Below are 12361 nucleotides of genomic sequence, written 5' to 3' on the forward strand. Positions count from 1 at the left end.
ACCCTCCAAAACGTGGATGCCCGGGACGAGCCCGGGCATGACGATGTGGAGGCATTTGCCCGCGTGACCAGGCACTCGCGTGGAGCTACGTCGCCTTCTTCGCGAACGTCGCCTTGAGATTGTCGAATAGCTCCACCTTCACCCCGTTGCGGCGCATGATGTAGCTCTGCTGGATCACCGAGAGCAGGTTGTTCCAGGCCCAGTAGATCACGAGGCCCGCCGGGAAGCCCGCCAGCATGAAGGTGAAGATCAGCGGCATCCAGTTGAAGATGATCTGCTGCGTCGGGTCCGGCGGTGTCGGGTTCAGCTTCATCTGGAACCACATCGTGATGCCCATGATGATCGGCCAGATGCCGAGCGCGAGGTAATGGCCGAACACCGGAATCGTGGTCGGATCGAACGGGATCAGCCCGAACAGGTTGAACAGGTTGGTCGGATCCGGCGCCGAGAGGTCCTTGATCCAGCCGTAGAACGGCGCGTGCCGCATCTCGATGGTGACGAACAGCACCTTGTAGAGCGAGAAGAACACCGGGATCTGGATCAGCACGGGCAGACAGCCGGCGACCGGATTGATCTTCTCCTTGCGGTAGATCTCCATCATCTCCTGCTGCTGCTTCACCTTGTCGTCGGGGTAGCGCTCCTTGAGCGCCTGCAGCTGCGGCTGAACCGACTTCATCTTCGCCATCGAGGCGTAGGACTTGTTCGCCAGCGGGAAGAACAGCAGCTTCACGATCACGGTCACGAGCAGGATCGAGATGCCGAAATTGCCGAAGAAGCGGTAGAAGAAGTCGAGGCCGAGGAACATCGGCTTGGTGATGAAGTAGAACCAGCCCCAGTCGATCAAGAGATCGAAATGGTTCAGCCCCAGCTCCTTGTTGTAGCCGCCGAGGCCGGCGAACGGGAACACGCCGACCACGCCGGCTTCCTTGGCGCCGGCGAACAGCCGCGCGTTCGCGGTCGCAGTGCCGCCGATGGCGACGGTGACGGGGTCGAGCAGGTAGTCGGTCTGGTAGGTGTGGACGTTGCCGGATGGGTTCGACGAGAAGCGCGCCTGCAGCTGGGCATTGGTATCCGGCAGCAGCGCCGAGGCCCAGTACTTGTCGGTGATGCCGAGCCAGCCGTTGGTGACCTTGAAGTCCACCTTCTTGCTTTCGTCGATCTTCTTGTAGGCATATTCCTGCAGGCCCTGGTCGCCGAGATAGCCGATCAGGCCTTCATGCAGGATGTAGTAGCCGGAGACCTGCGGCGCACCGTGGCGCGAGATCAGCGCGAACGGATAGAGCGTAACCGGCGCATTGCCGACATTGCTCACCTCGTCCTTGATGGTGAAGAGATAATGGTCGTCGACCGCAATGGTGCGGCGGAAGGTGAGACCATCGCCATTCTCCCATTTCAGCACCACCGGCGTCGTCGGCGTCAGGCTGCCGCTGCCGTCCTGCTGCCAGACGGTCTGGGCATCAGGCATCTTCGCCGTCACGCCCGTCGCCGCCACCCAGCCGAATTCGGCGTAATAGGGCTCCGCGGTGCCCGAGGGCGAATAGAGGATGATCGGCGGCGACTTCGGATCGACCGTTTCGCGGAATTGCACCAGCGCGATGTCGTCGATGCGGCCGCCCTTCAGCGCGATGCTGCCGGCAATCCGCGGCGTGTCGATCTTCACGCGCGGGCTGGCCGCAATCGCGGCCTCGCGCGCCACCACGGGCTGGGCCTGCTGGTTCGCGCCCGGCGTTGCCGGCTGAGCGGCGTTGCCCGGCTGCTGCGGCGTCGCGCCCGGCGTTGCGGAGGCCGACGGCTGCGGCGTGGTCTTCTGGAGCTCGGACTGCGCCTGCTGCTGGGCGCGCTGCTTCTCCATCGCCGGCACATTGTAGAAATACTGCCAGGCGATCAGGACGAGGCCCGACAGAATGACGGCGAGGATGGTATTGCGATTGTCGGTCATCTCTGGGGTCTCGTCATCAATCCGGTTTGCGGCTGGCAGCAGGAGCGGGGCGGGGCCCGGTACGGTCAGTCCTCGGGCTGCGTCCCTTCGCAGGTCCCTTGGCCGTATGCCGCGCCGGCTTCGTGAACGCCATGCGCAGATCGTCGAGCATGGTGGCGAAGTCGCGCGAGAGCGCGCCGCTTCGTCCGACCAGGACATAATCATGATGGGGCTGCATCGACACCGGATCGAGCCGCTTCACCAGTTCGCGAAGCCGGCGCCGGATACGATTGCGCGCGGGGGCGTTGCCGTTCTTTTTGGTAACGGTGAAGCCAATCCGGATCGGGCCGCCGTCATCGCGGGGGCGGCTTTGCAGGACGAACGCGGGACTGTTCACCCGCGCGCCATTGGCAACGGCGAGGAAATCCGCCCGCTGCCTCAGCCGATCCATGATGAAATCCCGGAAAAGGGGGTCCGGCTCAGGCGCTCAGACGCTTGCGGCCGCGAGCGCGGCGGGCGGCGAGAACCTTGCGGCCGCCGGCAGTGGCGAGACGGGCACGGAAGCCGTGACGGCGCTTGCGCACCAGTTTGCTGGGTTGATAAGTCCGCTTCACGGGTTTTTCTCCGCTGACCGGGCAATTTGCCTGTAGAATTGATGGTAAAGTCCGGAAGATGCGGCCCAAAACGAGCCGTTTCCGGCCCCAAGAGAGCCGCTCCCGGTGTCGCACCGGGTCATCGCGGACAATTTGCGCGGCTTATAAGGGAGTGCCTTCTTTTCGTCAACGCCGCACAAGCGCACGATTCTGGTGAATATCGCTGTTTGTGCGGGGTTTTTAACCCTTGAGGTGGCGACTCGCGATATCAGCGCTTACATCCCACCTCGGCAGATTAGCGATCCGTAATTTGACCGGACCCGGGTCGGGCCGCATCTTCATACCAACAATCCTTCATCCGCCAAAGGCGAGGGCGACTTTCGTGGCAACGACAGACCTCCAGCCGGTCCAGGATCAGGATCAGCCGGACCCGCCGGCGATGCGCCCCCGTGGGACGCGCGGGCTCGGGCTGTCAGGCAAGCTGTTGCTGCTCACCGTCCCTCTGGTGATGATCGCGGCCGTGCTGCTCTATGTGCCCGCCATTGCCAACTTCTGGGTCAACCGGCTGAACGACCGCGTCGCCGCAGCCAATACGGCGGCGCTGGTGCTGGATGCGGCGCCGCTCGGCATGGTTCCCGATTCGCTGTCGCGCCAGATCCTGAAAAGCATCAATGCCCGCGCCGTCGCGATCAAGATGGGCCAGCAGCGCCGATTGCTCGCCAGCGACAATTTGCCGACCGCCATCGAGCATGACATCGACCTGCGCGACATGACGGCGTGGGAGGCGATCACCGGCTCGTTCCGGATGATGCTGGAGACCGGCAACCAGGCCATCCGCATCGTCGGGCCCGGCGTCGGCACGGCCCAGTTCATCGAGATCGTGACCGACGAATTGCCGTTGCGGCAGCAGATGTACCGGTTCTCCCGCAACGTCGTGGTGGTCGCGCTGATCATCGCGGCGCTGACCGCGGGCCTTGTCTACCTGGCGCTTCATTATCTCTTCGTCCGGCCGATGCGGCGGCTGACCGCGAGCCTGGTCGGCTTCCACGAGAACCCTGAAAGCTCGGCCGGGATCATCGTGCCGAGCCAGCGCAGCGACGAGATCGGTGTCGCCGAGCGCGAATTGTCGGACATGCAGCGCGATCTGATGTCGATGCTGCATCAGAAGAGCCGGCTCGCCGCGCTTGGCCTCGCCGTGTCCAAGATCAACCACGATCTGCGCAATCTGCTGGCCTCGGCCCAGCTGCTGTCGGATCAGCTCGCCAGCGTGCCGGATCCGCGGGTGCAGCGCTTTGCGCCAAAGCTGGTGCGCTCGCTCGAGCGCGCCATCGCCTTCTGCCAGTCGACGCTGTCCTACGGCCGCGCCCAGGAGGCCGCGCCCGACCGCCGCATGATCCTGATCGAGCCTGTGGTGCTGGAGGTGCGCGAGACCGCGGGCCTCGCCTCCGACGCCTCGATCGCCTGGGTCGCCGCGATCGATCGCGGGCTTGCGGTCGATGCCGATCCCGATCAGCTGTTCCGGGTGCTTCTCAACCTCGTCCGCAACGCCGCCCAGGCGCTGGAAAGTCACGCCTCCGGCGAGGGCGGGGTGCAGCAGATCCGGATCACGGGAAAGCGCGAGGGTGCTGTCGCAATTCTCGAGGTTTCCGACACCGGCCCCGGTGTCCCCCCGAAGACCCGGGAGCATCTATTCGAAGCGTTCCAGACCTCCGGCCGCCCCGGCGGCAGCGGCCTTGGCCTCGCCATCGCCGCTGAGCTGGTCCGCGCCCATGGCGGCGATATCCACCTGGTCGAGGGCACCATCGGCGCCACTTTCCGCATCGTCATCCCCGACCGCCCCGTCGAGCTCCTTTCCATCCGCAACGAGCGGCAGAGGGCGTGAGTCGGCCAAAGGCCTATAGTCTCCCGTCATTCCGGGGCTCGCGTAGCGAGAACCCGGAATCCCGAGCTTTGGCGCGAGATTCCGGGTTCGATGCTGCGCATCGCCCCGGAATGACATCCAAACCGTCATCTCCTTGCAAAATCTCCCCATCCCGGACCTTGCCAATCGGGACAAGAGCGGTTAGTCAGAGCGCTCTTTCGCACCCCCTCCGGTTTTGCCGGGGGCTGCCTGCGGGCCAAGCCCGCGCTGTTTGCGAAAAACGCGCCCGTAGCTCAGCTGGATAGAGCATCAGACTACGAATCTGAGGGTCGGACGTTCGAATCGTTCCGGGCGCGCCAGTCGCACAAGTTCTCATTGAGAATCAAGAAGTAACGCAGATACAAGCGCTTAGCTGCCGCGTGGTGGTCACAAGCGGTGGTGCTAATCGTGCGTGTTTTAATGGGTGTTATCAAGGATAGGCACGGGACGTATTGCGCCCGGAAGACGGTGCCGGAGAAACCCGAGGGATTGCAGGCTGCAGTCGCTCGCGAGTTGAATAACGGCAAGGCAGCGCAGAAACACCTGAAGCGGTCGCTGGGCACCAAGGACGTTCGCGAGGCCAACATACGTGCCAAGCCGGTCCTTGCTGAGTTCGACCGCATCATAGCCAAGGCCAAGGCGAGCCTTGCTGAAACCTCGGCACCCATAGCCTGCGACGGGCGAATGGAGCTGTTCCATGAAGGCAGAAAGGACTGGCAGGCTTGTCCGGTTTGTAGCAGCGAGAACAAGAACGTTTCGGATAACGGCGTTTGTCAGACGTGCAGGGGTATCGGCACCATAGACGATGCTGCGCCATTGCGCGGCGGGAACTCGTAGGCGCTGTTAGGCTGAAACAGAGGTGATCGCCGGAGCCCCCAGCAGTCCCGCCGGCATTGACACACAGGAGACACATAAGTGGAGATTGGGTCGAACTGGACTTGTTCGTACTGTCGCCATGCGCAGGTCATAGCTGCTGAACGCTTCCATGACCAAGAGCTGGAGTTGCACATTCAAGGCTCCAAGTTACTTATGCCCGGCATAAGATTTACTGCGGTCGTGTGCGCAAACGAACAATGCAAGGAACTCACTCTTTCCGCCGGGCTCTACTCGGCGACAGCCACGGCATCGGGGGGCTCACGCAGGCAGTACATCCGCTTGCCAGCCAAACGTTGGAGCTTGATGCCACAATCTGTCGCAAAGCCGCAGCCCCCTTGCGTGCCTGAACCGCTCCGGGCGGACTACGCCGAAGCCTGTGCAATTCGGGACCTCAGCCCAAAAGCGGCAGCCACCATAATCCGGCGATGTCTTCAAGGGATGATCCGCGATTTTTGCGGGATCAAGAAGGGTCGGTTGATTGATGAAATCAAGGAGCTTCGGAAGCGGGTTGACGAAGGAGATGCGCCACGAGGTGTCCACCACGATAGCGTTGATGCAATCGACCATGTGCGAGGGATCGGGAACATTGGTGCGCACATGGAGAAGGACATCAACACGATTATCGACGTTGACCCTGACGAGGCTCAGCGGCTTATCGAGTTGACGGAAATGCTCTTCGAAGAATGGTACGAAGCGCGCCATAGGCGAGAGCAGCGCCTACAGCAGATTGGAGCCATTGCTGCCGAGAAGGCTTCGGCCAAGACGTCTCGTGCTGACGGCGAACCTCAGACCGGATGATCACCCTTCGAGCTTGTCGGTGGTCACAGAAGGTGGTACGAGCCGCAAGGCAGCGAAGAAGAATTGTGCTTGTTTTTCAAGGCAGAAGCTGTGCATCGGTCGCCTCGTTCCGGGCGCGCCATTCTTCGCCGAAAGGTCAGGACCTAGCAGCATCTGGTCGCCAGACGGACCCGAGACCGGATGGCGACGCCGTGTGAGGAGCGGAATGAAGATATCGCAGGCGTTCAAGTTCGAGGCGGCGCATCGGCTGCCGAACGTGCCCGAGACCCATCGATGCCGCCGGCTGCACGGTCATTCCTACCGGGTCGAGGTCCGGCTGGACGGGCCGGTCGATCCTCACACTGGCTTCGTCGCGGATTTTTTCGACATCGAAAAATGCTTCGCCGACATCCTGGGCGCGCTGGATCACCACTGCCTGAACGAGGTCAAAGGCCTCGAGAACCCCACCGCCGAGAATATCGCGATCTGGATCTGGGACCGGTTGAAGCCGAGCCTTCGACAGTTGTCGGCGATCCGTGTCTATGAAACAGCGGACTGCTGGGCCGAATATAACGGGCAGTAGCGATGGCCCTGCGCTGATCCGGCGCGGGTTCGAATTGTTCCGGGTGCGCCAGTTCGGTAGTAAGTACGTCCCATGCGTACCATCGATCGTCTGTTCTCCTGCCTCGTCCTGTTCCTTGCAATCGCAGCCGTCCCGGTGCTTCCCGCGCGCGCGGCCGAGACCTGCCCGTTCATCAGCGCCAAGGAGCTCGCCGGCGCGATGCCGGCGCTCAAATGGTCGCTGATTTCAAATCAGGACGACCGCGGCTGCATCTACCAGGCCGGGCGCGGCGACACGATGATGCTCTCCGTGTTCCGCAATCCCGACAAGGACCGCGCCAGGGAATTGTACGCGACCTTCGTCAAGACGCTTGGCGAGCGCATGCCGCTCAACGCCGTGTCCGGGATCGGCGACGAAGGCCAGGGCGGAATGAGCGCGGCCGGCGCGGAGCGTCAGGAGGCCTCGGTCGTCGCCTTGTCCGGCGATTACATTCTGCAGATCACCGTCTATCCGATCGGCCGGCGCGCCGACGATACGCTGCTTGGGCCGGTCACCGAAGCCGCGCGCGTGGCCGTCGCCAATGTGAGCAGGAGCAGCGAACGGTTCGGCAATTGCGAGTGGCTCACGGCCGCGGATGGCGACGGCTTTCTCGACGCGAGCACGCTGACGGTCCAGCGCACCGGCGCGGGCAGCTGCATGATGTTCGATCGCGAGGCCAACACCATGACCGTCGCGGTGATCGCAACCTCGCGCGACACCGCCATCGGCATGATGAAACGCGCAGGTCCCTGCAAGCACGTGGCGATACAAGAGCTCGGCGGTGAAGCGTTCGGCGAGCATTCCTGCACCAAGGGCAACGGCAACGCCGTCACCATCTACGTGTGGAAGAACGGCAGGCAGGCTTCGATCGTGTTCGCCCCGGTCAAGCCGCATCCGGAATCCGGCTCGGTCGAGCGCCTGAAGATGGTCGCGGGGCGGGTTTATGGCAAACTGTAACGGCGCCGTTGCTGGCGCAAGCGGCCCGTAGCTCGGCTGGATCGAGCGTAGGAATCTGCGGGGTGGACGTTCGAAGCGTTCCGGACGCGCAGTTTGCGATTCCACGTCAGAGCACGCTGCCGTCTCCCGAGGCCCGCGAGCTCTCTCTGAAATGCCACGAGCCTACTCTTTGCCTTCGTCGCTGGCGGGTGGGACGTGGCGCCGAAAGTCCATTCTGTCGTGAAGGATGCGCACGATTTCGATCGTGCTGTCCGGCGCGGCCCGATACATCAGGAAATGGCTTCCGCGACGGCCATGCCGCGCCACGTGAAGCGTGCGAAGGTTTGCCATGATCTCGTCTCGGGGCCTGGAGCCCGCAACATTGGGACCGTCGGCAAGCTCGCCCATCGCCTGAACAAGGGTATCGCGATAGATTCGAGATTGTCGCGCGCCAAAATTCTCGGTGGTCCATCTGAGGATGTTGGCAAAGTCGACCTCTGCAGCTGCGCCGAGACGAACGCGCCATCTCCGCCTGGCCATGACGGCTATTCGGCGGTTCGGGAGATGATCTTCTCCGAGAGGTCGGTCAGATAAGTTTGCAGGTCCTCGACACTTTCAAATTCCTTGAAGTCTCCCTGGTCCAATGCCCCGACGCCGGCGCGCGCCGCGCCCCGCAGGGCTTTCAGCTTGCCTGCATCTTCCGCCTCGCGTTGCTCCACGAGCCGCAACCCGTCGCGCAGCACCTCGCTGGCATTCTGGTAGCGGCCAGACTTGACGAGGGTCTCAAGGAGCTCTTCCTGACGCTCTGTCAGCACGACGTTTCGGGTGGGCATCGGCATTTCCCTGTTGCTCAAAGCCAGGCTACCTATGGCATATTATGCCATGGGCGTGTGATCTCCTCAACCCAGCACCTCCTTGCACTTGGCCGCGAAGGCGTTGAGGTACGCGCCCATCTCGCCGGCCAGCGCCTCGGACCGATCGACATTCTGCAGGCTCATGTTGAGTGCGTAGACCGGAAGCCCGCCCAGCACGATGGGCGTGGCAACGGCGAGAACGCCGGGTTGCCACGACACCGCGCAATAGCCGTTGCGTTCGACCGAGCGAATCGATGTCCTGACGCCCGCAAGCAGCGCCTTGGTGGCAGCAGTGCTGCGCCTCTTGAACAGTTTCAGCAATCGCTCGCGCTCGGCCTCGGCAATGCCGGCGAGGTACGCACGCCCCAGCGACGTCAACTCCATCGGGACCTGCTGGCCGGCGACGACGTTGCGCAGCGCCGCTCGAGGGCTGTAGCGGATCGACTCCAGATAAACCATCATGGTGCGATCCGCGGTCGCGAGCCCGACATTGAGCCGGCGCTTGGCCGATTCGACCCGCATCATCGGTCCGATCGCGTTGAGCACCGGTGATCCCGTCCGCATCGCGTGACCTATGCTGATGACGGAGGCGGCAAGCCGGTAGGTCCGCTGGTTACGGACCTCGTCGAGCATCCCGGAATTGACCAGCGTTCGCGTCAGCCGGCTGACCGTCGATCGCGGCAATCCTGTTCGCTCCGAAATCTCGCCGTTGCCAAGCGTGTCGACGCCGGGCCGGAACGACCGGAGGATCTCGATGCCCCGTTCGAGCGAGCGGTTGCCGTCAACCCCGCCCGCATATCTGCGCGCCTGCGCCACATCAGCCTCCGCCCAGCGTTTCCACTAAGTGGAATTAGGGGGATGTTCAGGCGGACGCAAGCCGCTATCAGCACAGGGAAGAAGAACGCCCGGCCGCACCTGGGGCCCAACGAGGAAACGGCACGGCCGAAATCGGCATTCGACACCCGCAATGCGTCGCGGCGATCGATCCGACTCCAACCAAGGAGCTTGCCATGTCCTATCAGCTCATCGAATTTTCCGTCGAGGCCGGTGTCGCGACGATTGCATTCAACCGGCCGGACCGGCGCAACGCCATGAGCGACGACATGCGCGCCGAGTTCGTCGGTGCGCTCGAAACCGTGGCTCGCGACAAAGCGATCAAGGCTCTGGTGCTGACCGGGCGCGGCAGTGCGTTCTGCGCTGGCGGCGACATCAGCGGAATGAAGCGCCGGCTCGAGGCGCCGCAGGGCGAAGTTGCATTCAACGGATGGAGCCGTCAGCAGGGCGTGCATCACGTGCAATCGTTCTTGCTGGGCCTGCCGAAGCCGACGATCGCCGCTGTCAACGGCGCTGCGGCGGGCCTCGGTGCGGACACTGCGCTGGCCTGCGACTTCATCATGGCAACGGAGCGATCGAAATTCAGCTGGTCCTACATCAAGCGCGGTTTGATCCCCGACGGTGGCGGCCTGTATTTCCTGCCGCGCCGGGTCGGGCTTCCCAAGGCGAAAGAGCTGATCTTCACCGGGCGCGTCGTCGAGGCCGACGAAGCGCTCGCGCTCGGCATCGTCGATCGCAAGGTGGCCTCGAGCGAGCTCCTGTCGGCAGCGCAGGCCTGGGCGGGCGAACTGGCTCAGGGCTCTCTCACCGCGCTGGCGCTGGGCAAGAAGATCCTGAACGAGACGTTCGAGCATTCCGCCAATGACATCTTCAGTCTCGGCAGCCAGGCGCAGGCGATCTGCTACACCAGCGCGGAGCATCGCGACGCGGTGACCGCGTTCCTTGCGCAATCCGCGTCGAAGGATTGAGCCATGGATGCGATCGAACGCCTGATCCGGCCGCGTAGCGTTGCCGTCATCGGTGCATCGGCGGACCCGAGCAAGACGTCGGGGCGACCGGTGTCCTATCTCCAGAAGCATGGCTTTGCGGGTGAGATCTATCCCGTCAACCCGAAGGTCGAAAGCATCGGCGGTCTGACCTGCTACCCCGACATCGCCTCGCTGCCTGACGTGCCTGACGTCGGTGTAGTCCTGCTTGGCGCCGAGCGCGCGCACATCGCGGTGCGCGAATTGTCCGAGCGGGGGGCTGCCGCGGCGATCGTTCTTGCCAGCGGCTTCACTGAAACAGGGGCAGAAGGTGCCGAGCGTCAGAAGCAGCTCATGCAAGCCGCCGGCTCCATGCGGATACTCGGGCCGAACACGATCGGCCTCGTCAATCTCACCGACAATATCGTGCTGTCGGCGTCGGGCGCGCTGGCGATGGATGACTTCCCGGCGGGCGCCATCGGATTGGTCTCGCAAAGCGGGGGCATTCTCGGCGCCTTGCTGTCGCGCGCCGCGGCGCGTGGGGTCGGTCTGTCCAAGCTGGTGTCGACCAGCAACGAAGCCGATCTCGAACTGGCTGATTTCATCGATTTTCTCGCCGACGACAGCGCAACCGGCGTCATTGCGCTCTATGTCGAGGCGATCCGCAATCCGGCTCGCTTTCGTCAGGCGGTTCTGAAAGCGCGGCGCGCCGGCAAGCCAATTGTCGCCTTCAAGATCGGTCGATCGGAGGCAGGCGCACAGGCGGCGGTCTCGCACACCGGCGCGCTGGCCGGTTCGGACCGCATGTATGACGCCTTGTTCAGGCAACTCGGCGTGATCCGCGCCAGGACGTTCGAAGATCTGCTCGACATTCCGGCAGCCCTTGCCGCGGGACGGAAGCTCTCCGGCCGGCGTGTTGCGATCCTCACCTCGACCGGCGGCGCCGGCACGATCGTATCAGACAGTCTCGGCGTCGCCGGCTTTGCAACGCCCTCCCCCGACACTGAGACGGCCGCGCAATTGCGCAGCCTCCAGTCGGGACCGCAAGCCAATCTCGATCGCAACCCGATCGACGTGACCCTCGCCGGCCTGCAGCCGGATCTGCTTCGCGCCGCCATCCGCATCCTGCTCGGAAGTCCCTCCTACGATGCGCTGGTCGTCATTGCCGGCTCGTCAGCCGTGGGATCGCCGAGCCTGATGGCCGATGCCATCCACAACTGCCTGCAGCTCAGCGACAAACCCGTCATTGCCCATGTGAGTCCCTACGCGCCCGAGGTGGTTTCCGTCCTCACCCGGCGAGGCGTCCCGGCCTACACGTCCGCCGAGAGCTGCGCAGCTGCGCTCGACGGGCTCTTGCGGGCGGGAGCGCCGGAGCAGGTCCAGACACCCACCTCGCCCCTGACGGCAGCAGATGTCAGCGACTTCCCGGCGGGATCGCTGGATGAGGCTCAGGCCAAGGCGCTGTTCGCCCGCTTTGGTGTTCCTGTCGCTGCAGAGAAGGTGGTCGCAACGGCGAGCGAAGCGGAGCAGGCCGCACGAGACTTCGGCGGCCTGGTCGTGCTCAAGATCCTCTCCCGCGAGATCGCGCACAAGAGCGATGTCGGCGGCGTCGCAGTCAACCTGACCGCCGAGACGATCGGCGGCCGCCTGACGGAAATGACGGACGAGGTCGAGGCCAGGGTCGGGACACGACCGGACCGGTTCCTGGTTCAGGAGATGGTTTCAGGTGGCGTCGAGATCATTCTCGGAATGCATCGCGATCCCCTGGGAACGGCCATCCTCCTCGGCATGGGCGGAGTCACTGCCGAATTGTTCAAGGACACGACGATGCGCCTGCTGCCACCGGATGGCGGCCTCAGCGTGTCAGAGGCGAAAGCGATGGCGCGCGATCTCGTCACATGGCCATTGCTGGACGGTTTTCGGGGCCGGCCGAAATGCGATGTCGAAGCGCTCGCAGAAGCGATCGTCGCTTTCTCGCGCATGGTTGCGCAACTCGGCGATCACCTCGTCGAGGCCGAGATCAACCCGGTGTTCGTATTGCCGGCGGGCGGGGGCGTGAAGGCGGCAGACGGATTGGTTGTTCTCGATGCCTGAACAAAATCGGATG

The 12361-nt window shown here is 63.7% G+C and carries 13 protein-coding genes and 1 tRNA gene; 8 read left to right on the forward strand and 6 right to left on the reverse strand.

Annotation, left to right across the window (positions count from 1 at the left end; all coding sequences use genetic code 11):
* Positions 1 to 85 precede the first annotated feature (85 nt).
* The 3 genes from yidC to rpmH are packed head-to-tail and all read right to left on the reverse strand — an operon-like array spanning position 86 to position 2532.
* Positions 86 to 1939, reverse strand: a complete 1854-nt coding sequence (gene yidC, locus RAD04_RS19820) for a membrane protein insertase YidC (RefSeq protein WP_091955486.1) — start codon at positions 1937 to 1939, stop codon at positions 86 to 88.
* Positions 1940 to 1955: 16 nt separating this feature from the next.
* A complete protein-coding gene (gene rnpA, locus RAD04_RS19825) occupies positions 1956 to 2369 on the reverse strand; it encodes a ribonuclease P protein component (RefSeq protein WP_018321165.1) in 414 nt (137 codons plus the stop codon).
* A gap of 28 nt (positions 2370 to 2397) precedes the next feature.
* Positions 2398 to 2532 (reverse strand): 50S ribosomal protein L34, encoded by a 135-nt coding sequence (rpmH, locus tag RAD04_RS19830; RefSeq protein WP_008542748.1) that lies wholly within the window; start codon positions 2530 to 2532, stop codon positions 2398 to 2400.
* A gap of 361 nt (positions 2533 to 2893) precedes the next feature.
* Here rpmH and RAD04_RS19835 point away from each other — a divergent pair, with 361 nt between their 5' ends.
* The 6 genes from RAD04_RS19835 (at position 2894) to RAD04_RS19860 (ending at position 7622) form a co-directional block, all read left to right on the forward strand.
* Entirely contained in the window at positions 2894 to 4393 is a 1500-nt protein-coding gene (locus RAD04_RS19835; RefSeq protein ID WP_461625090.1) for an ATP-binding protein, read from the forward strand.
* 261 nt (positions 4394 to 4654) lie between these two features.
* Positions 4655 to 4731, forward strand: a tRNA-Arg gene (locus RAD04_RS19840).
* Positions 4732 to 4831: 100 nt separating this feature from the next.
* Positions 4832 to 5248: a DUF6538 domain-containing protein gene (locus tag RAD04_RS19845; RefSeq protein ID WP_461625091.1), complete on the forward strand. Its 417-nt coding sequence runs from the start codon at positions 4832 to 4834 to the stop codon at positions 5246 to 5248.
* Positions 5249 to 5590: 342 nt separating this feature from the next.
* Positions 5591 to 6085, forward strand: a complete 495-nt coding sequence (locus tag RAD04_RS19850) for a DUF4145 domain-containing protein (RefSeq protein ID WP_461625306.1) — start codon at positions 5591 to 5593, stop codon at positions 6083 to 6085.
* Positions 6086 to 6290: 205 nt separating this feature from the next.
* A complete protein-coding gene (gene queD, locus RAD04_RS19855) occupies positions 6291 to 6647 on the forward strand; it encodes a 6-carboxytetrahydropterin synthase QueD (RefSeq protein WP_461625092.1) in 357 nt (118 codons plus the stop codon).
* 72 nt (positions 6648 to 6719) lie between these two features.
* Positions 6720 to 7622 (forward strand): hypothetical protein, encoded by a 903-nt coding sequence (locus tag RAD04_RS19860; RefSeq protein WP_461625093.1) that lies wholly within the window; start codon positions 6720 to 6722, stop codon positions 7620 to 7622.
* 162 nt (positions 7623 to 7784) lie between these two features.
* On the opposite strand, the gene RAD04_RS19865 is transcribed toward RAD04_RS19860, so the two are convergent.
* The 3 genes from RAD04_RS19865 to RAD04_RS19875 all read right to left on the reverse strand — a co-directional run bounded on the left by RAD04_RS19865 (position 7785) and on the right by RAD04_RS19875 (position 9271).
* Positions 7785 to 8141: a type II toxin-antitoxin system RelE/ParE family toxin gene (locus RAD04_RS19865; protein WP_461625094.1), complete on the reverse strand. Its 357-nt coding sequence runs from the start codon at positions 8139 to 8141 to the stop codon at positions 7785 to 7787.
* 5 nt (positions 8142 to 8146) lie between these two features.
* On the reverse strand, positions 8147 to 8434 hold the full coding sequence (locus RAD04_RS19870) for a type II toxin-antitoxin system ParD family antitoxin (RefSeq protein WP_461625095.1): 288 nt from the start codon (positions 8432 to 8434) through the stop codon (positions 8147 to 8149).
* 66 nt (positions 8435 to 8500) lie between these two features.
* On the reverse strand, positions 8501 to 9271 hold the full coding sequence (locus tag RAD04_RS19875; RefSeq protein ID WP_461625096.1) for an IclR family transcriptional regulator: 771 nt from the start codon (positions 9269 to 9271) through the stop codon (positions 8501 to 8503).
* Positions 9272 to 9465: 194 nt separating this feature from the next.
* On the opposite strand from RAD04_RS19875, the gene RAD04_RS19880 reads away from it, so the two are divergent.
* Positions 9466 to 10257 carry an enoyl-CoA hydratase/isomerase family protein gene (locus RAD04_RS19880; protein WP_461625097.1) on the forward strand — a complete coding sequence of 264 codons (792 nt, stop codon included), beginning with the start codon at positions 9466 to 9468 and terminating at the stop codon, positions 10255 to 10257.
* Between the two features lie 3 nt (positions 10258 to 10260).
* Entirely contained in the window at positions 10261 to 12348 is a 2088-nt protein-coding gene (locus RAD04_RS19885; protein WP_461625098.1) for an acetate--CoA ligase family protein, read from the forward strand.
* The last annotated feature ends 13 nt before the right edge of the window (positions 12349 to 12361 follow it).

The sequence above is a fragment of the Bradyrhizobium sp. 25ACV genome, assembly GCF_054863005.1.